Origin of the sequence: Paenibacillus phytohabitans, assembly GCF_013141775.1 — a bacterium.
Taxonomy (GTDB): domain Bacteria; phylum Bacillota; class Bacilli; order Paenibacillales; family Paenibacillaceae; genus Paenibacillus_AQ; species Paenibacillus_AQ phytohabitans.
The window spans coordinates 157,239-176,784 of the sequence record NZ_WHOB01000097.1 but is presented as its reverse complement, the minus strand read 5'-3'; the positions used below and the strand labels follow the sequence as shown (position 1 = coordinate 176,784).

The following is a 19,546-nucleotide window of genomic DNA, read 5'->3' as shown; positions in this document are numbered from 1 at the left end:
GAGCGGATTTCTATATACTCCGCCTCTTCCATATTCAAAGTGGGATACAGCTTGCTGCGAATATCATCGCCCGGCATGGCATCACCTTTCAGGAAAGCTCATCAATTTCGGCAGGCGCTTCAGCACCCCAGTCCTAGTTGTAAGTATTGCCCTGATCGGCCTTTTTCCATCATTTACACAACCGGGAAATCAGGCAGACAAAAAAATGCCCTGCCTAATAGAGGCAAGACATTTCACATGGTATAAAGCTTCAGATCCGCGAACGGCTCTGCCAGCTTACAGACCTTGGATCTCTTTGAATTTCGCTACATACTGTGCAGCCAGTTCTGTGATCTGGTCATAACGGCCTTCTTTGGCCGGTGCAGTCAGGTTGCCTCCGATGCCGACAGCGATACAGCCGTTCTTGATCCACTTCTCCATATTGTTCAGATCCACGCCGCCGGTAGGCATAATGTTCACATGCGGCATCGGGCCCTTAACAGCCTTGACATAATCCGGTCCGAACGCACTGCCAGGGAACAGCTTCAGCACATCCACGCCCAGCTTCAGGGCTTCCTTCATTTCATTCAGCGTCATGCAGCCCGGCATATAAGGAATGCCGTAAAGATTACACATCTTAGCGGTATCTTCTTCAAAAGAAGGGCTGACCACAAATTCCGAACCGGCCAGAATAGCGATTCTTGCGGTAAGCGGGTCGAGCACTGTACCTGCACCGATCACAGCGCGGCTTCCATATTCGGCAACGAGGCGCTTGATCGCCACATCCGCATCCGGAGTCGTGAAGGTGACTTCAATGTTGTTCAGTCCGCCTTCAATACAGGCTGCCGACATTTTATAAGCATCATCGGCATTATCCGCGCGGATAACGGCTACAACGCCAACAGACGTGATGTTCTGCAATACTTTGATTTTCTTCATTTAGAAACTTCCTCTCTGGGTACATTCTGATAAGAATATTTATTTAGATAAACTAATTTATCTAATTTACTAACAACAGGCTTTATCCTTCTAAGAAAATAGTAATAATATTGTTGCCATCAGTCAATATATATTTATGTGAACAACGGAAATACACTTTAAAGAAATGCATAAAAACCTTATATATCAAGGAATTACGGCCTGAGTTACGCAACTTCCCAATAAAATAAGACCGCTGAATGAGCAATGCCATATTGTACAAAACCGTTTTATGTGATAATTTCAATTTATATTCGATCCCACAGCTTTATACGGGGTTCATGCTGAACCTTAGCTTATGCTTACCAAACCCTTAGAGTACGCTTCCGTAGCGAGTTTTGCGAAGTGAATTCAGGAAGTCGATGCTATCAAAACTTAAGCGTATGCTTTCGTAGCGAGTTTTGCGAAGTGAATTCAGGAAGTCGATGCTATCAAAACTTAAGCGTATGCTTTCGTAGCGAGTTTTGCGAAGTGAATTCAGGAAGTCGATGCTATCAAAACTTTTAGGAGGAACTATTAATGAGTAAACAGCTGGATGCAGTCACATTCGGGGAGCCTATGGCCATGTTCTACGCCAATGAAGCCGGCCCCTTGCATGAGGTTACTTCTTTCTCGAAAGCGCTGGCAGGGGCAGAGAGCAATGTGGCCACCGGATTGTCGCGCCTGGAGCACCTGACCGGTTATGTGACCAAGCTTGGCGAGGACAACTTCGGCCAATTCATCGTCGGTGCGCTGAATAAAGAGAAAATTGATACGGACAGCATTACAACAACCAAGGAGTTCTCCACCGGCATGCTGATCAAATCCAAAGTGCTGACCGGAGATCCCAAGGTTGAATATTTCCGCAAAAATTCCGCCGCCTCCAAGCTGATCCTGGCTGACTTCAATGAGGATTATTTCGCTTCTGCAGGTCATTTGCATGTGACCAGTATCTCTTCCGCCCTCTCGGCTTCCTGCCATGAGTTCTCGCTGCATGCCATGGAATTCATGAAGCAGCGCGGCAAAACCGTCTCGCTCGACCCGAATCTGCGCCCGACCCTCTGGCCGGACACAGAAACCATGGTCAATACAATCAATGACCTGGCGACCCGCTGCGACTGGTTCCTGCCGGGACACGGTGAAGGCAAAATTCTGACCGGCCTTGATACTCCGGAAGAGATTGCCGGGTACTATCTGGAACGCGGCGTATCCCTGGTTGTCATCAAGCTCGGTCCTGAAGGCGCTTATTACAAAACGTCCACCAGTGAAGAAGGTTATGTGGACGGCTTCAAGGTGGAGCAGGTTGTGGATACAGTCGGCGCCGGAGACGGCTTCGCCGTTGGCGTAATCAGCGCGATGCTGGAGAAGCTGAGCGTAGCCGAAGCTGTGAAGCGCGGCAATGCGATCGGCGCGCTCGCCGTAATGTCGCCTGGCGATATGGATGGGCTTCCAACCCGTGACGGGCTGGAGAAATTCATGAACGCTGGCGTGTAAACGGCTTCCCGCAGCTGCCGGGAACGTCTGATCCAAAAAAGTGCGATTCAGCAAACAGCATATAAAATCTTATAATTTGAAATAAGGAGCGTCATAATAAGCCACCCGGCTTATTATGACGCTCCTTATTGTGCAGAATTTTATATAAACCGTTTTATTTCTTCAGCACCGGCGGCCTGACCGACTGGCCCTGCTGCAGCGAAGGCGGAAAACGGTAGGTAATTGGCACGGAGCCGTCCGCGTCGTTGATCAGGGAGAGCATAATCTTCGCAGCCTGCATGCCCATCTCATAAGCCGGCTGGCGGATCGTAGTGATGTCCGGATTATAGATCCGGGCGAATTCGGCATCGTCAATCCCAATGACGGACAACTGGCCGGGAATGGCAATGGCATTACGGTTCGCGTACTTAAGGATCTCCCCCAGTACAAGATCATTGGCGGCAATCAGCGCCGTCGGCGGCTGGGGAAGCCGTAGCAGCTCATCCAGCGCAATGGCGATTTCTTCCCGCGGCACACTGCGCATATAGGCATCCTGCAGCGGCAGGCCAGCTTCCTCCATCGCTTTTTTGTAACCGCTCATCCGCTCTTTGCGCGGGGTAATAGCATTCAGGCCAAGCGGCAGTGACAATATGGCGATCGCCTCATGCCCGTGTTTGGTCAGCTCCTTGACCGCAGTCTTCACCGCCATCTCGTTATCAAGCAGCAGGCTCTGGGTCGAGATCCCGTCTACCAGCCGGTCCATGAAGACCAGCGGGTATTCCGCTTCAATCAGCCTGATGTATGGCGCGGCCTGATCACCGGTCGGGAAAATAATCAGACCGTCCACCTGGCGGGCGACCAGGGTCTCCACATAAGTATTCTCCTTGTCCGCATTCTCGTCAGCGTTGCAGATAATGACCTGAATTCCGTGGCGCTGCAGCTCATTCTCAATCGCCCGGATACACTGGATGGACAACGAATAATCAATATTGGCCACAATAATACCCACCATATGCGTACGGTTCTGCTTCAGGCTGCGGGCCAGTCCATTCGGCTGGTAGTTCAGCTCATCAATAACCTCAGCAATACGCTGTCTGGTCGCTTCACTCATATATTTGAACCGTTTATTCAAAAATTGCGAAACCGTGCTTTTCGATACGCCCGCTTTCTGGGCCACATCTTCTATGGTCAGCTTTTTCATTTACCCCGCCCCACTCTTCTATATAGAACCAAACCTGTTCATTACGTTACCTCTAAGATTACTAGTGATAAACGGAGAAAAACTTTACTTTCTGATATTACCAAAAAGTATAGCTTTTTTTTAGTAAATTATCTAGAGGGATGGAGCTAAGGGCGTGAAAATTGGAAATATGAGGTGTCGAAGGTTAGGGAAAGCAATTCGGAATTGGGCGGATAGTGCCGGGGCATTAGCGGTGGGCAGGCGATAGTAGAGGGTACTAAGAAGCGCTGCCAGCACGATAGGATCGGACTGAGATGCGCTTATTTTCTTAAAAAGCATCATTTCGCCGTGCTTGCGGACTCCAGTGCTCTTATTCACTGTAAGTCACCCGAAAACTGCACGATTGGGAAACAATAAGCGCACTCCAGTCCGCAAGAGTGGTCAAATGTGCCAAATAGAGATAATAAGCGCTTTACAGTCCGTAAGGGGCAGGAGTTTGGCAGGAAACCGCAGAATGTGAGAAGTTGGGGATTTGGGAGCAGAAAGAAGAGGTCCCCCGTAATCTCACCGGGTTTCCTCCTGCATCTCCTCGCATGCGTCAGCTCCGGAGCCTCGGGCAGCATCAGCCGACATCTAAGGCAGCACCAAGCTCCAACTCGCGCAATCCGGAACACCTGCTACGATAGCAAAGCAATGTAACATGAATCTGTTCATCACTCAGCATCGTTGAGTTTTATCATTATTAAACCCTGATGCTCAATTTCCTTTTTTGGCTGTGTAACTCACTGTCCTTTCAACATACTCAGCCATTCGGAATCGGAATACCACTTCCGGCCGAGGAGGAACACTACTTCCGCTTTACGTTTTGTCCCGTTCACTTCATAAGTAGCCGTCTGCTGCTGCCCCTGAATGTCCATGCCGATCTTGCTGTCCACGTCCTGAATTCCTCCTGTTGCCATGTCGTATAGCCGGCCATGGACGTCGTAACCGTTATGACTATTATCGCTATAATAGACGAGCAACATATCATCATTCACGTTATCGATCGCAAGATAAGATCTGTATTCGAAGTGTTCATTCTTCAAAGTAAACAGATCAACCGGCGTAACGGTCTCACCGGCTGCGGCCGCAGTTACGTTAACGGCTGAGAGTTTTACCGGGGTTCTGATTCCGCCCTTGCCTAACGTATATGTGCTGCTGGTCATAACCACATGATCGCCGCCGGCAAAGATTATGCCCAATTCATAATAGGCCTGCGAACCTCCCGCATACAGCGGAAAGGAATAGATCCGCTTAGACGTAGCCTCCGATAGCTCCGGCTGCCCTTTTGGAGACAGATACAAGGTGTACGGCTCAGTAGGATGTGTGTATTTAGGCTTACTGTAATTCACCATCGGGGGTGGAGGCGACCATACAATCCCGGCATTCGTTTCTACGGCACGCGCAAGTCCTTTGTTTCTGTTTAACGGAAGGGGCATGTAGTACTTCATCCCGCCTATCTCAAATTCAGCAGAGCCAATCGGCGGATTGTAAGATTGCGGCGATGCGGAAGAAGTAGCTGCAGGTGATGCCGAAGGCTGAACTGCCGCTGCACCAGAACTTTGGTTGAAGATCGCCGCCAGCTGCCCCAGCGGATTGCTGTTCCCCCATTGTCCGAACGGCCAGAGCAGCACGCCGAACAGCAGCACCGCTGCCAGTCCACCCAAGCCTGCTATACGCCCGAACCGCAGACTGCGTTTTCCCGAAGAACGCTCCTCGGCAGCCTGTTCAATCCGGGCCATCAGCTGCGGTGTAAAGCCCGGCTCGGCCAGTGGGTTGCGTCCTGCTTTGTCATACCAATCCTGCGTGCCGCTCATCACTTGTATTTGTTCGTTTCCGTCCTCTCTCTTCACAGGTCTTCCTCCTTTATCGCCGTTCTCACTTTATTTCTGGCCCGGCCGAGCCGGGATTTGACGGTCCCCTGCGCGATGCCGAGCAGAGCGGACATCTCGGCCACCGATAAGTCCTGCTGAATATCCAGCACCAGCACCTCTCTGTACTTATCCGGCAGCTCCATAATGATCTCCCAGATGCGGTTCGCATATTGATTGCCGATGGCTTCCTTCTCTGCGGACAAGGCCGCTTCTCCGGTATCCTCCCGGTCGCCAAGCGGAGCGAATCTGCGCCAGAAGCTGTTCCGCCTCCAGCTGAACGCGGTGTTGCGCGTGATGGTCAGCAGCCAGGTTTTCAAAGTGGCCTGGCCCCGGTACTTGCCGACACTCTTATATGCCTTAAGGAATACCTCCTGGCTGATATCACTTGCCTGCTCCCGGCTGCGGGTTAAGAAAAAAGCATAGTTCCACACATCCGAACCGTAAGTCTCCATCATTTCCCGCAGGGTTATGGAAGGAGCGACGGTCACGCTATAAGGCATCTCTCTACTTTGCATGCTTCACTCTCCCCTCTCGCCCAATAAGACTCAGCAAATCCGAAATGGTTCCCAGTAAACCCCATATTCATGTAAAAAATTATTTGCGAATAAGAGATGCACACGATTGTCCTTAAATTTACGTTAAAAAAATTTATTTTTTACGTTGTTTTTTACGTTTTTTATCGTAGATTCCTATGGAATGGATGATTATAATAACAGTGCCGGAAGCGATATACTGCGGCAGCACGATAAAGCGGGGGATTCTTTTGAAGACTAAAAAAGTAACGATCACACATATCGCCCAGGCCATGGGCCTCTCACCTGTATCAATCAGCCGGGCGCTCAGCAATCAACCCGGAATCAGCGACGAGCTGAAGGCAGCCATTGTACGGAAAGCAGCGGAAATGGGCTATATTAAGCCCAAAAAGCATACGCCTGCCCGAATTCTGGTGCTGCACCAGAAGCCCTATTCGCATGATAACAGCAATTTCAGCTACATGGTACAAGGGATTGAGCTCGCTTTGCAGAAGGCGGAGACCGATTACAGCATCGAGTTTCTGGATAAGGAGAATCAGAATAAGCTGATTCTGCCTTACCGCCTGAGCCGGGGGTTCAAGTTCGACGGGGTTATCCTGATCGGCCGGTTTAACCTGGAATACGCCTCGTTTATCCATGAGCAGATTCCGAATCTGATTTTCTATACCGGTTATTCGCCGGCCTATGATTACGACAGTGTATGGTTCAGTTTTCTGGGCGCGGGCTATAAGCAGTGCAAATATCTGCTGGACCGCGGGCACCGCCGGATTGGTTTCATTGGAGATCCCAGTGCTTACCGCAACAAGGAAAAGAAAACCGGCATCACCTCTGCTTTGGAAGAGCACGGGGTGCCTGTGGATGAGAAGCTTTTTCTGGGGCGGGATGAGACTCTTCCCCTGAGACTGTCCGGCCTTATTGCGGACGGCCTGCTGCCCAGCGCATTCATCTGTGATCATGATTTCACTGCGGTTGAACTGCTTCGCGAGCTGCAGGAGCATGGTATCAAGGTGCCCGGAGAGGTGTCGGTGCTCAGCAGCGGCAATACCGAGGTCTCGGCCTTCTCGCTGCCCGCTTTGACCACGATGGATCTGAATATCGAATATTCATGCCGCACAGTTGTTGCCACACTGCTGAAACGGATCGCTGAGCCCGGCAAGCCTGCCGAGAACATCGCCATTCTCAGTACACTGGTGGAGCGGGACTCTGTGCGGGAGCTGTGATTTTGTAAACCCGGGCTCTTTATTTAACATGCGCACTATCTATAACAAGGGTATTGTAAAGGTGGGAAACCGATGAATTCATCTGTATTACTGCGGTTCTTCAAGTCCCGCAAGCTAAGCTACATTATAGGCTTCGCCTTCATGTTCGCCGCCTCCTTCATTCAAACGCTGTTCCCCAAGGTGCTTGGCAGTGCGGTCGATCTGATGAAGAATAACGGTTTTGAGCCGGGGCAGGTGCTGACCCAGGTCTTCTGGATGGTGCTGATTGCCGCTATCGTCTTCCTCTGTACCTTCCTCTGGAGAAACATTATTATCGCGAACGGGCGGAACCTGGAATGCTACATCCGCGAGGAGCTGTACCGGCACTTCCTGAAGCTCTCTCCCGGATTCTTCAGCAGCCGCAAGACCGGCGACCTGATCGCTTATGCCATCAACGACATTTCAGCGGTGCGCATGACCTTCGGTCCGGCTACGGCGATGTCTTTTAACGGAATTGTTATCTGTATCTCCTCGGTCTATTTCATGTTCGCGTCAGTCAGCCCCAGCCTCACTCTACTCACATTGTCCCCGCTCCCCTTCATCATCCTCCTGATGCTCTTCAGCGGCCGCAAGGTTCAGACCCGGTTCAGAATCGTACAGAATCAGTTCGGCGCGGTCTCGGACAGGGTTCAGGAGAACATTTCGGGCATCCGCGTCATTAAGGCATATGTGCAGGAACGCTCTGAAATGGAGAAATTCAGTGAGTTGAGCAGCCGTATGAAGCAAGCCAACCTGGATCTGATCAAAGTGTCCGCCGCCCTTCCTGCGATGATTGAATTCGGCTTCGCCGTCTGTTTCGTCATGAATCTGATGTTTGGCGGCCGGATGGTGCTGCGGGGGGAGATCAGTATTGGTGACTTTGTCGCTTTTAACGGCTACCTCAGTCTGATTGTAAGTCCCATTGTGTCGATCGGACGGATCGTGACGATATTCCAGCGCGGGTTGGCTTCACTCGGAAGATTAAATGATATTCTGCGGGTTCAGCCTGAAATCACGGATCTCCCCAACGCTGTCCCTATTCAGCCGGAAGGAGCTATGGAGCTGCGCCAGCTGACTTTCTATTACGAAGGTTCCGATGTTCCGGCACTGCATGAGATCTCGCTCGTTCTGCCAAAAGGACACACGCTGGGAATCATCGGCAGGACCGGCTCCGGCAAAAGCACCCTGGCCTCCCTTCTCTTCCGCTTCTTCAACGTGAAGCCTGGGCACATTCTGCTCGACGGGCGGGATATCAACGATTATGCCCTGGACCCGCTGCGGGAGGGGCTTGGGGTTGTGCCGCAGGATACCTTCGTATTCGCCGCCTCCGTGAAGGACAATATTGTCCTGTTCAAAGACGGCTATACGGACGAGGATGTGCAGCATGCCGCAGCGCTCAGCCAAATTGCCGGAAGTATCGAGGCGTTCCCGGACGGCTATGACACTCTGCTGGGTGAACGCGGTGTGAACCTGTCCGGCGGACAGAAGCAGCGGCTCGCAATCGCGCGGGCACTGATCCGGAAACCGGCGATCCTGATTCTGGACGATGCGCTGTCAGCGGTGGATGCCGTAACGGAAGGGCAAATTCTGAACAGCCTGCGGCAGACCCGCAAGGGGAAGAGCAATATCCTGATCTCGCACCGGGTATCGGGCATCATGGAAGCCGACGAGATCATCGTACTGGAAAAAGGGCGCATTGCCGAACGGGGCACCCACGAGCAGCTGCTGAAGAAAGGAGGCATGTATTATGACATCTATACCGAACAGCTTGAAGAAGGAGAGGTCTGCTAGACGGGACAAATCCGAAGCTGGTGCAGTAAGGCTCCTGCTGCGGTTATCTGCCCCTTACAAGTTCCAGCTTCTGCTTGCCTGTCTGTGCGTGGTGATTGTAAATGGCGCTTTTCTGATCCAGCCGCTGATTCTGCAGCGCGTGATCGACCACTTCCTGATCGGAGGCGCTGCTCAGAGCGGACTGAATTCGATTGGGGGCTTAGCCCTGCTGTATGTGACCGTAGCCGCGGCTGGCGGGATCTTCTCGTATCTTCAGGCGCTGATTGCCGGCAAAGCGGGACAGAGCCTGATCCATGAGCTGCGGGTGAGAGTGTTCTCCATCATTGAACGGCTACCGCTTCCCTATCTGGACCGGACCTCCTCCGGACGGCTGATTACCCGGGCCACCAACGACACCGCTGAGATCAGCGAGCTATACACCGATGTGGTTATCTCGCTGGTCAAGGATGTCCTGCTGCTGCTGGGGATCATCTACGCCATGCTGCTGCTCAGCCCGTCCTTAACACTGGTTTCTTTTACCGTGATTCCGGTGATGGCCTTCCTGGTTCTCTTCATTAAGAACCGGATCAAAAAGAACTTCTTCCATATGAAGCACTTTATTGGACAGATCAACGGGTTCATTGCTGAGAGTATCTCCGGGATGCGGGTTATTCAAAGCTTCCGCGCAGAAAAGGAAAAAGAGGATCAATTCCTGAAGCTGAACGGGGAATATTTCAAAACCACCCTGATTCAGGTCCGGCTCAACAGTGTGCTGAAGCCCGCCTCGGATATGTTCCAGAGTCTGGCCGTAGCCATCCTGGTCTGGTACAGCATCAGCCGGATCTCCGGCGGCAACCTGCAGATCGGCGTGCTGTTTGCGTTCACGACGTACATCAAGCAGTTCTTTGGCCCCATCTCCGACCTGGCCGACAAGTACACCTCCATACAGTCTGCCCTCGTATCCACAGAGCGTATCTATGAGCTGATCCGTGAGGAGGACCGCCTGGAGCAGCCGGATCGCGGCTTATCGATGGACCGCCTGCACGGAACCATTGAGTTCCGCCATGTCTGGTTCGCCTATAACGACGCCGACTGGGTGCTGAAGGATGTAAGCTTCGTGATTGCTAAAGGGCAGACCGCCGCCTTCATCGGCGAGACCGGTGCAGGCAAAACTACAATTATCAGTCTGATCAACGGCTTCTACCGCGTGCAGAAAGGCGAGATTCTGATTGACGGTGTCAATGTGAACGATATCCGGCTGGATGATCTGCGGCGGAATATTTCCGTCGTGCTTCAGGATGTCTTCCTGTTCTCCGGCACGATCCGCGACAACATCACCCTTGGCGATGATATTGCCGAGGAGAACGTGCTGGAAGCGCTGCAGGCCTCCTGCGCGGAAGAGTTCGTGCTGGGCTCCCCTGGCGGGATGGAGGGCCCGGTCACTGAGCGGGGCGGCACCCTGTCTGCCGGCCAGCGGCAGCTGATCTCCTTCGCCCGGGCCATCGCCCATGATCCGGCAATCTTCGTGCTCGATGAAGCCACCGCTAACATCGACACACATACAGAAAAGCTGATCCAGAAGGCGATCGATAACGTCGCCAGCGGCAGAACAACGCTGATCATCGCCCACCGGCTGTCTACGATTGCCGGTGCGGACCTTATCATTGCGATGAAGGAAGGCCGGATCGCCGAATCCGGACATCCCCGTGAGCTGCGGCAGCGGGGAGGATATTATGCCGAGCTGCTGGAGGAGAGCCGGAGTCATATTATGAGTTCGTGACGGCGCTGCTCACACGGGGAATAATATAGTGCTTGGCGGGGCTTATCTTAGCCCCATAGCCCATCGGGGAACCTAAGCCAGTCAGGCGGACTGAAAATCCGCTATTCGCCCAAATGGGGCAGATTTGCCGGCTAAGCGGACTCAGATTCCGCTAATTGGCCTGCGACAGCCTGTTTCAGGCTCAAATGAGCAAGATAGCTGATTCTCAGTCCGCTTAAGTCCCGGAAAAGGGTTTTTCAGGGAAATAAGAGCTTTTGAGTCCGCTTCACTCTGCTGACGGTGCGCTCCCCTGCGTACGCTCACCTGGTCCAGCACCTAACATGCTGCAGCTTATCCTCGCCAGCCTCTGTCCTGCAAAAAAACAACAACCCCCAGGCGGCTTATCGCTTGGGGGTTTGGTCTGCACATTTGTCCGGGTACCAGTTGGCTGAGCGTCAGCGGCTGCAAAGGGCAACTTCCCATTCTACAGGACTCAATTCTCACCCGACACCGGCCCACAAAAAAGCTTAAAAAAAATACTAATAAATTATAAGAGAATAGAATGCAGGCGGGGCGTGGTTTTCTCCCTTTTTCATAGGCAAATCAGGGGGTTAGAAGGACCAGTTGGTCTATTGACTTTTCAATATATGGTAGTAAAATGATTAAACGTTACTAAATATAGTGTATATAATAGAAAAGCCAATAAATCTAGTGAAATTGCCCGTCATCATTTGTCAAGTAGAAATAGCTACATGTTATAGGAGGTTAGGAACCATGTTGATTGCTTACGATTCCAAGACCGGCAACGTTAGAAGGTTCATTAATAAGCTGAAGCTTCCCGCTGTTCAAATCGAAGAGCATATGACGATCGACGAGCCTTACGTGCTTGTTACATACACCACCGGATTTGGACAGATTCCAGAGAAGGTAGCTTCTTTCTTAGAGAAGAACCATTCCAGGCTCAAAGGCATCGCCGCGAGCGGCAACAAAAACTGGGGTGAGCTATACGCACACAGCGCAGATTTAATTGCACAGCGTTACAACGTACCGGTGGTCGGCAAGTTTGAGTTGTCGGGAACATTTGGTGATGTACAGCGCATAAAACAGGAGGTGGACCGGGTTGCGGCATATTGAACTGAACAACATGTTGATGAAGAGAGACGAAAGCGGCTTTTTCCAATTGGATAAGGACCAGGAAGCAGTAGCCGAGTTCATGCGGGATGTGGAGCGGCGCAGCCTGACTTTCACAACTACCAAAGCGAAGATCGATTATATGATTGCCAATGATTACTACGAGGACCTGTATGACCGTTATTCCGCAGCTGAGATGGAGGACGTCTACCGGATTGCCCACGAATATAACTTCCAGTTCCCTTCCTATATGGCGGCTTCCAAGTTCTACACAGACTATGCCGTCAAAAGCAATGACCGTAAGCAATATCTTGAGCATTACCCGGACCGCGTAGCTGTGGTGGCCCTGCATCTGGGACGCGGCAACGTGGAGACAGCCCGCACGCTGGCCCGCTCGATGATGGAGCAGCGCCTGCAGCCGGCTACCCCGACCTTCCTCAATGCCGGCAAAAGCCGCCGCGGTGAGATGGTCTCCTGCTTCCTGCTGGAGATGGATGACTCGCTCAACTCGATCAACTATGTGCTGAACACCTGCATGCAGCTGTCCAAGATCGGCGGCGGTGTGGCGGTTAATCTGTCCAAGCTGCGTTCGCGCGGCGAGACCATCAAGGGCGTCGAGGATGCGGCCAAAGGCATCATGCCTGTCCTGAAGCTCATGGAAGACGGCTTCTCCTACGCGGACCAGATGGGTCAGCGCAAGGGTTCGGGCGCGGCTTATTATAATATTTTCGGCTGGGATGTACTCGAATTCCTGGACAGCAAAAAAATCAACGCCGACGAACGGACACGCCTGAAGACGTTGTCTATCGGCCTGATCGTGCCTAACCGCTTCTACAAGCTCGCACAGGATAATCAGCCGCTGCATGTATTCGCTCCTTATACTGTGTATCAGGCGTATGGAACGCATCTGGATGATATGGATCTGGACGTGATGTACGATACCCTGCTTGCTGATTCGCGCGTGAAGAAGAAGGTTGCCATGAGCGCACGCGACATGCTGACCAAAATTGCCATGATCCAGCTCGAATCGGGCTATCCGTATATTATGAACAAGAGCAATGCCAATGCCGCTCACGCCCTGCGTAATGTGGGTCAGATCAAGATGTCGAACCTGTGCACCGAGATTTTCCAATTGCAGGAGACTTCCGAGATTAACAACTACGGAGAGCAGGACGCGATCCGCCGTGATATCAGCTGCAACCTGGCTTCCCTCAACATTGTGAATGTGATGGAGCATGGCAAGATTCGTGAATCCGTTCATGAAGGCATGCTCGCACTGACTGCAGTCAGCGATATGACTACCGTCTCCAATGCTCCGGGTGTGGCTAAAGCGAACAAAGAGATGCACTCCGTCGGCCTGGGTGTGATGAATCTGCACGGTTACTTTGCCAAGAACAAGATTGCTTATGAGAGTGAGCAGGCCCGCGATTTCGCCCGGACCTTCTTCATGACGATGAACTTCCATTCGATTGAAAAGAGTATGCAGATCGCAGCTGAGACTGGTGAGACCTTCCATGGCTTCGCAGCATCGGATTATGCGTCCGGCGTGTATTTCGACCGCTACCTGACCACGGACTACCGTCCGGTTACTGCAAGAGCGCAGGAGCTGTTCCAGGGCATCTATATTCCTACAACTGAGGACTGGAAGCAGCTGCGTGATGACGTCATGAAGAACGGCCTGTACCATGCCTACCGTCTGGCGATTGCGCCGACTGCGAGCATCTCTTACATCCAGAATGCCACGTCCAGCGTAATGCCGATTGTAGAACAGATCGAGACCCGCACGTATGCCAACTCGACCACCTACTATCCGATGCCTTACCTGCGTCCGGACAATGTATTCTTCTATAAATCTGCATACCAGATGGACCAGTTCAAGGTGATTGACCTGATTGCGGAAATTCAGCCTCATATCGACCAGGGTATCTCGACGGTCCTGCATGTGAACAGTGATGTAACGACCCGTGAGCTGGCCCGCTCTTACCTGTATGCGGCACACAAAGGGCTGAAATCCCTGTACTACACCCGGACCAATAAACTGTCTGTCGAGGAATGCCTGTCCTGCTCCATCTAAGAGCGGGCACAGGTACAGAAAGGGAGAATAGATCATTATGAGCGCAATCAAAGCCGTGAACTGGAACCGTCCCGACGACGACTACTCGCTGATGTTCTGGAATCAGAATATTATGCAGTTCTGGACCGACGACGAAATTCCATTATCCGATGACAAAATGTCCTGGCTCACGCTGAGCGAGATCGAAAAGGACTCTTATATGAAGGTGCTGGGCGGACTGACCCTGCTCGATACCATCCAGGGCGGCGTCGGCATGCCGCAGATTATGGAGCATGTGGACGGCTTGCAGCGCAAGGCGGTCCTCGGCTTCATGGGGATGATGGAGCAGATCCATGCCAAGTCTTACAGCAGTATTTTCACAACACTGGCTTCGACCGAGGAGATCGACGGCATCTTCCGCTGGGTGGAGGACAATACGTTCCTGCAATTCAAGGCAGAGACCATCTCGGAATATTACAAGAAGATCGAGTCGCCCAAAGACCTCTATCTGGCAATGGCTGCCTCTGTTCTGCTGGAAAGCTACTTGTTCTACAGCGGCTTCTTCTACCCGCTCTATCTGGCCGGCCAGGGCAAAATGACCTGCAGCGGCGAGATCATCGACCTGATCCTGCGGGATGAGAGCATCCACGGCGTCTACGTCGGCGTACTCGCCCAGGAGATCTTCGAAGAGCTGTCCGAAGACGATCAGCGCGATGTCTACCAGACTCTGGTCGGACTGCTGCGTCTGCTGCATGCCAACGAGGAGCAATACACCGAGCAAATCTACGCCCAGATCGGGCTTGTAGATGAAGTGAAGTCCTTCCTGCGCTACAACGCCAACAAGGCGATGATGAACCTGGGGCTGGACCCGCTGTTCGAAGAGGAAGAGATCAACCCGATCGTCCAGAACGGGATCAGCACCCACACCAAGCAGCATGACTTTTTCTCCAAAAAAGGCAACGGCTACGTCCGTGCGATGAACGTGGAGCCTTTGCGGGATGAGGATTTCAGCTTCTGAAATAGAAGCTGAATCTAAGAACCTAACTTAAAGCTCAGCCGTCACTACCGAGAATATTTGGACTTCCGGCCGCTGCCCGTATACAGATTTCTTGATTGAACCCGCTGTTCGCGGTGGAAATCCGTATACAAAGGCGAACGCTAACGCTCCTACAGTTCCAAAATTCCCTTCCGGTCCTTCCCGCTTTTGGTTATATTCTTTTATTCAGCTTATATAGTTTTAATTAATAAGGCACCCGCCAGCTGAGAGACAAGCTGACGGGTGCTTTTTTTGAGACTAACTCCATGCAGGAACGTACCAGTAGGAGTGGATTTTTTCCAATGAGGAGTGAGCTTGCTTGGTTATGCATTATCAGGAGTATGGAGATCAAAGCGCATCTTATCTGATGGTATTCTTGCACGGTGGCGGAGTGAGCGGCTGGATGTGGGATAGACAAGTGGAATATTTCGCCCATTATCATTGCATGGTTCCAGACTTGCCTGGACACGGGTTAAGTAATGATGACGTTATATTTTCAATTCAAAGCAGTGCAGAACAATTAATCCAAATAATCGGAGAAAAGGCAGGCGGAAAGAAAGTCGTCCTGGTCGGATTCTCTTTAGGTGCACAGGTTGCTGTCCAGATGGTAAGCCTGAGACCTGCGCTCATTGATTTTGCCATAATAAACAGTGCTCTGGTCAGACCCATGTCGTACGCTAAAAGGTGGATTGGACCGGCAGTCAGACTAACCTTCCCTTTAATTAAACAGAGATGGTTCTCCAGGCTTCAAGCTAAGACACTATATCTGGGCAATGAATACTTTGAACGATATTATGCAGAAAGCTGCCGGATGCAGCCTGACGCCCTGATCGCAGTGCTGGAAGAGAATATGACGTTCACTATTCCAACCGGTTTCAGTGAGGCCACAGGCAAGATACTGTTTACAGTAGGTGAGAAAGAAAAAGCTGTGATGAAGCAATCCGCTAAGGATCTTGTTGCTGCCAGCTCCAATTGTAATGGCGTGATCATCCCTGGCATTGGACATGGGGTCTCTCTGGCGAGGCCAGACTTCTTTAATCAAATGGTCGACATGTGGGTGCATAAAGGTGACGTACCCAAGGAATGCAAAAGGGTTTGATGTATTTTTTTGTTCATCGTAAATAGTTTATTCCGTATCCTTCATATTAAGCTTATGTCTCATTATTATCGCTTTCTTACCCACCCTGAGCTGAACCTCGCCATGCTGGTCGGTCCGGTATACCTCTGTATTTGCGTCCTCCAGCCGCGCTAGTACATCTCCATTCGGATGCCCGTACAAGTTGTTCACACCCGCAGAGATTACCGCCGCGGCCGGATGCCAGAAGGTCAGCCAGTCTGCGCTGGTTGCGGTTTTGCTGCCGTGGTGGGCGACCTTGAGGATGTCGATGGGTTTACCTGCCTGTATTCCGGCCTGCTGTGCGGATTGCAATATCGCTTCCTCCGCTGCCTGGTCCATATCGCCTGTGAAAAGAAAGCTGCGGCCGTTCATCTCCATCCGAAACACTACCGATTCGTGGTTCTGATCCTCTACCTCTTTTAGCAGAGTCTGCCCGTCCGCAGGCGGCTCCGGCCAGAGAAAATGCAGCTGCGCCGCCTCACCCGGAGCCAGGACCATGCCCTGCTGTACCGGATACAGCCGGACTCCTGCGGCAAGCGCTGTAGTCATCAGCTTGGTGTACGGCTCCGTATCCGCCAGCATGCCGTTGAACATCAGCGCCGACACTGGCATACCCTCCAGCACCGCCTGCAGCCCTCCGGCATGGTCCTGATCGCCATGCGTCAGGATCACCGCATCCAGCCGGTGGATGCCCCGCTGCTTCAGCAGCGGCAGCAGCGTCTTTGCCCCGACCTCGAACGGGCTGCGGCGGATTCGCCAGGCTTCCTTCTTCCCGAAACTTACCGTTCCGCCGCCGTCCACCAGAATATGGGCTCCGCCCGGCGTGGTAATCAGGATGCTGTCTCCCTGCCCCACATCCAGGTAGCTGATCGCTCCCGCACCGTTCAGGTCCTCCGCATTGTAGCCTCTGTACAGCAGAAGCGTCAGACCGGCAGCGCACAGCACAGCGGCAAGGCTGCCCCAGCGCGTAGCGTCTGGCTGCGGAAAGGCCTGGAAGGCCAGCGCGGCTCTTCTGCTGTTCCAAGCTGCCGCTGGGACCGCCTTGTTACTGCTGGTATTTCCGGCCTTACCACGGCTGTTTCCCGGTAGCTCCAGCTCGGTCAGCGGCCGGGTCTCATCCTCCATATACTGTGGAGCAAGCGTAATCTCTGTCCGTCTCTTCAACGCATACAACAAGCCGTAAAGTAGCCCGTAGTATAGGCAAATCCACAGTAATGAAGGTGAAGCCCAGATCAGCACACCTGCCGTAAACCCGTTTACCCACTCTACCGCCGCAAACGTAGCATTATTCAGCAGCTCTGCAAGCTGCACAGTTAAGAGGGCTGCAGTATTCCAGAACCGTCCAATTATCAGCGCCAGCGTACCAAGCGGCAGCACCAGGAACGTGATGAAAGGCACAAGCAGCAGATTGGCGGCAAAGGACAGCAGCGAAAATTGGTTAAAGTAATAAATAGTCAGCGGGAAAGAGACCAGCTGTGCGATAAAAGTAACCGAAAGCGCACCCGCCAGCCAGGGAGGTAAATGTCTGAATAATGGCGCGGCCAGCGGCGTATACACCATGAGACCTGCTGTCACCAGAAAGGACAGCTGAAAGCTGACGCTGAGCAGCAGATACGGGTTCCAGACCAGCATCATCAGCGCGGCAGCGGCCAGAATGTTCATTCCATCCTTAAGGATACCGAGCCTTGCGGCAAGCAGAGCAATCATGCTCATTATCCCGGCGCGAACCACTGACGGTCCGGCACCGGTGTAGGTCACCAGAATTAATGATAATTTGACCTCGGAAAAACCGCGCCACATCAACACCGTTTCCATAGAACGTGATAAGACATTCCCACTCCTTATGATAAGTAGCGTACAAATTACCAATCACTTTGATAAACGCCGACAGTTTCCAAAATTCATGATAAATAGCCGCATTTGTTGCCATAATTACTGATAAAGCCGTTATCATTCCCATGAGAATGATAACGGCTTTATCAGTAATACAATGAGGTTAATGTTTTTATCTCTTTTCGTACGCCACGTTGTGTTCTAAACTTGTTTATTGCAGATGGAGTGAAGGGATAATTAAGGACATGTACTCCTTCCACAAATCCTCGAATTGGTTCAATATTATTTACATGGCGCTCCAAATGAACAGCTTTAGGATTATTAGCTATCAGATAGCCTATAGTGGCACAAACAAAAGCATCAATTACTCCATCACTTTTTTTATGAGTTAATGATGGCTTAAGAATGCTTGATTTCCAAAAATGACTCAAACGCCAAAATTTCCAAAGAATTTCTCGATGTTGTATTACATTAACTGATTTTTTCTTATACCGGTTCACAGCATCTGTTACTGCTTTCTTCCCAACGAACGAAGCAATTTGAGCTAAACAGTATCGAGGTATCGTTTCAATAATTTCACCGCTGAATCCTCGCTCACGTAATTCCTCGGCAAGTTGCCTTCCTCGACTAGTCACACCCATAAGCGAATTACTTGACAATATAAAATTGCTATTAAATCCAGCTTTACGAAGGTTTTTCCGAAGACTAGTTTCACAATTACGGTAACCCTTTTCTTCATTCAATGCATAGGACAATGGAGCGTCGATGACAATGATCTTGACTTTATTTTTGGGATTTAAGCAATATTCCACTATCTCTCGTAAAGAAATCAGTTGGGGGACAATAGCCATGGGTGAAGGATGCGAAGGAGTCAAATGTAGCGAACACATCCAAGTATTCTCTGATCCAGCGACATCAATTCCAACTACTTTGGTCAAATAAACACCCCTTAAAAGGTCATATTAAATTTCAAATGATGAGTCCCCTCTAATTAATGACTTTCATTCTTAGATTTCAACCGCAAAAATCCTTACCCCATCGTCCACTTAAAGAAAACGTTAATAAAGAATATCTGTGCAAATATGTGGATATAATAACCTCATAAATTTGCAACTAAGAAGGAGGTCCTTAATAATTATGGGCGAACAGATTATTAATTTTGATGACGATGACATCAGTCTACTTGAGAAAGAAAATATTCTACTCCGTCAAAATGTCGAGTCGCTAAATCGACGTAACAGGGATTTGGAAGCAATAAATAATGGTTTTATGAAGGTAACTAAACAGCAACGTGAGTTTCAAAATAAACTATCACGCGAAACACAGGTACTTAGTGGGGCAATTACGGGAAAGCATAACAAAAAAATCTAATAAGAGCCCTATGTGATACGTTGTCGCATAGGGCTCTTATTTAGGTAATTATTTGTTTATACGTCTATTTTGTTCGGCTATTTAAATCGTTTATAAACTTATCAACATACTCACGAGCCATACAATTAATAGACTTAGTGAAAGATATTTTGAGTACTACAATATCTATTGTTACTAAAACTACAGCATGCTCAAGTGCAAAA

The 19,546-nt window shown here is 51.0% G+C and carries 15 protein-coding genes; 9 read left to right on the top strand and 6 right to left on the bottom strand.

The features are described from left to right. Positions 1–276 precede the first annotated feature (276 nt). A complete protein-coding gene (locus tag GC101_RS34340) occupies positions 277–918 on the bottom strand; it encodes a bifunctional 2-keto-4-hydroxyglutarate aldolase/2-keto-3-deoxy-6-phosphogluconate aldolase (protein WP_042238620.1) in 642 nt (213 codons plus the stop codon). Between the two features lie 558 nt (positions 919–1,476). On the opposite strand from GC101_RS34340, the gene GC101_RS34335 reads away from it, so the two are divergent. Continuing rightward, positions 1,477–2,430 (top strand): sugar kinase, encoded by a 954-nt coding sequence (locus tag GC101_RS34335; protein WP_171720959.1) that lies wholly within the window; start codon positions 1,477–1,479, stop codon positions 2,428–2,430. A gap of 154 nt (positions 2,431–2,584) precedes the next feature. On the opposite strand, the gene GC101_RS34330 is transcribed toward GC101_RS34335, so the two are convergent. From GC101_RS34330 to GC101_RS34320, 3 genes are all read right to left on the bottom strand, one after another. Continuing rightward, positions 2,585–3,610, bottom strand: a complete 1,026-nt coding sequence (locus GC101_RS34330; RefSeq protein ID WP_171720958.1) for a LacI family DNA-binding transcriptional regulator — start codon at positions 3,608–3,610, stop codon at positions 2,585–2,587. A gap of 761 nt (positions 3,611–4,371) precedes the next feature. Beyond that, a complete protein-coding gene (locus GC101_RS34325) occupies positions 4,372–5,481 on the bottom strand; it encodes a hypothetical protein (RefSeq protein WP_171720957.1) in 1,110 nt (369 codons plus the stop codon). Next, a complete protein-coding gene (locus GC101_RS34320; RefSeq protein ID WP_171720956.1) occupies positions 5,478–6,017 on the bottom strand; it encodes an RNA polymerase sigma factor in 540 nt (179 codons plus the stop codon). The genes GC101_RS34325 and GC101_RS34320 overlap by 4 nt, the downstream gene beginning before the upstream one ends. A 248-nt stretch (positions 6,018–6,265) precedes the next feature. Between GC101_RS34320 and GC101_RS34315 the strand changes: the two genes are divergently transcribed. From GC101_RS34315 to GC101_RS34285, 7 genes are all read left to right on the top strand, one after another. Further along, positions 6,266–7,255 carry a LacI family DNA-binding transcriptional regulator gene (locus GC101_RS34315; protein ID WP_171720955.1) on the top strand — a complete coding sequence of 330 codons (990 nt, stop codon included), beginning with the start codon at positions 6,266–6,268 and terminating at the stop codon, positions 7,253–7,255. A gap of 72 nt (positions 7,256–7,327) precedes the next feature. Next, positions 7,328–9,064, top strand: a complete 1,737-nt coding sequence (locus GC101_RS34310) for an ABC transporter ATP-binding protein (protein WP_171720954.1) — start codon at positions 7,328–7,330, stop codon at positions 9,062–9,064. Further along, positions 9,021–10,823, top strand: coding sequence for an ABC transporter ATP-binding protein (locus GC101_RS34305; RefSeq protein ID WP_171720953.1), 1,803 nt, complete (start codon positions 9,021–9,023; stop codon positions 10,821–10,823). The genes GC101_RS34310 and GC101_RS34305 overlap by 44 nt, the downstream gene beginning before the upstream one ends. 753 nt (positions 10,824–11,576) lie before the next feature. Next, positions 11,577–11,936 (top strand): class Ib ribonucleoside-diphosphate reductase assembly flavoprotein NrdI, encoded by a 360-nt coding sequence (nrdI, locus tag GC101_RS34300; protein ID WP_042139483.1) that lies wholly within the window; start codon positions 11,577–11,579, stop codon positions 11,934–11,936. Next, a complete protein-coding gene (gene nrdE / locus GC101_RS34295) occupies positions 11,923–14,007 on the top strand; it encodes a class 1b ribonucleoside-diphosphate reductase subunit alpha (RefSeq protein ID WP_171720952.1) in 2,085 nt (694 codons plus the stop codon). The genes nrdI and nrdE overlap by 14 nt, the downstream gene beginning before the upstream one ends. Before the next feature lie 37 nt (positions 14,008–14,044). Continuing rightward, the gene (gene nrdF, locus GC101_RS34290) at positions 14,045–15,004 is read left to right on the top strand and encodes a class 1b ribonucleoside-diphosphate reductase subunit beta (protein WP_171720951.1); all 960 of its coding nucleotides are present in this window, start codon (positions 14,045–14,047) and stop codon (positions 15,002–15,004) included. Positions 15,005–15,341: 337 nt separating this feature from the next. Then, the gene (locus GC101_RS34285) at positions 15,342–16,121 is read left to right on the top strand and encodes an alpha/beta fold hydrolase (protein ID WP_171720950.1); all 780 of its coding nucleotides are present in this window, start codon (positions 15,342–15,344) and stop codon (positions 16,119–16,121) included. A 27-nt stretch (positions 16,122–16,148) separates the two neighbouring features. Here GC101_RS34285 and GC101_RS34280 read toward each other — a convergent pair whose 3' ends face one another. Both GC101_RS34280 and GC101_RS34275 read right to left on the bottom strand, forming a co-directional pair. Then, positions 16,149–17,939 carry a ComEC/Rec2 family competence protein gene (locus tag GC101_RS34280; protein ID WP_171720949.1) on the bottom strand — a complete coding sequence of 597 codons (1,791 nt, stop codon included), beginning with the start codon at positions 17,937–17,939 and terminating at the stop codon, positions 16,149–16,151. Positions 17,940–18,118: 179 nt separating this feature from the next. Continuing rightward, the gene (locus GC101_RS34275; RefSeq protein ID WP_171720948.1) at positions 18,119–18,910 is read right to left on the bottom strand and encodes a DUF429 domain-containing protein; all 792 of its coding nucleotides are present in this window, start codon (positions 18,908–18,910) and stop codon (positions 18,119–18,121) included. A gap of 199 nt (positions 18,911–19,109) precedes the next feature. On the opposite strand from GC101_RS34275, the gene GC101_RS34270 reads away from it, so the two are divergent. Beyond that, on the top strand, positions 19,110–19,343 hold the full coding sequence (locus GC101_RS34270; RefSeq protein ID WP_171720947.1) for a hypothetical protein: 234 nt from the start codon (positions 19,110–19,112) through the stop codon (positions 19,341–19,343). Positions 19,344–19,546: the final 203 nt, after the last annotated feature.

Excerpts from the sequence above, each read along its gene's own strand:
- GC101_RS34340 (WP_042238620.1), bottom strand. The coding sequence starts at position 918 with ATGAAGAAAATCAAAGTATTGCAGAACATCACGTCTGTTGGCGTTGTA.
- nrdF (WP_171720951.1), top strand. The coding sequence starts at position 14,045 with ATGAGCGCAATCAAAGCCGTGAACTGGAACCGTCCCGACGACGACTAC.
- GC101_RS34270 (WP_171720947.1), top strand. The coding sequence starts at position 19,110 with ATGGGCGAACAGATTATTAATTTTGATGACGATGACATCAGTCTACTT.
- GC101_RS34335 (WP_171720959.1), top strand. The coding sequence starts at position 1,477 with ATGAGTAAACAGCTGGATGCAGTCACATTCGGGGAGCCTATGGCCATG.
- GC101_RS34310 (WP_171720954.1), top strand. The coding sequence starts at position 7,328 with ATGAATTCATCTGTATTACTGCGGTTCTTCAAGTCCCGCAAGCTAAGC.
- nrdI (WP_042139483.1), top strand. The coding sequence starts at position 11,577 with ATGTTGATTGCTTACGATTCCAAGACCGGCAACGTTAGAAGGTTCATT.
- GC101_RS34305 (WP_171720953.1), top strand. The coding sequence starts at position 9,021 with ATGACATCTATACCGAACAGCTTGAAGAAGGAGAGGTCTGCTAGACGG.
- GC101_RS34320 (WP_171720956.1), bottom strand. The coding sequence starts at position 6,017 with ATGCAAAGTAGAGAGATGCCTTATAGCGTGACCGTCGCTCCTTCCATA.
- GC101_RS34330 (WP_171720958.1), bottom strand. The coding sequence starts at position 3,610 with ATGAAAAAGCTGACCATAGAAGATGTGGCCCAGAAAGCGGGCGTATCG.
- GC101_RS34280 (WP_171720949.1), bottom strand. The coding sequence starts at position 17,939 with ATGTGGCGCGGTTTTTCCGAGGTCAAATTATCATTAATTCTGGTGACC.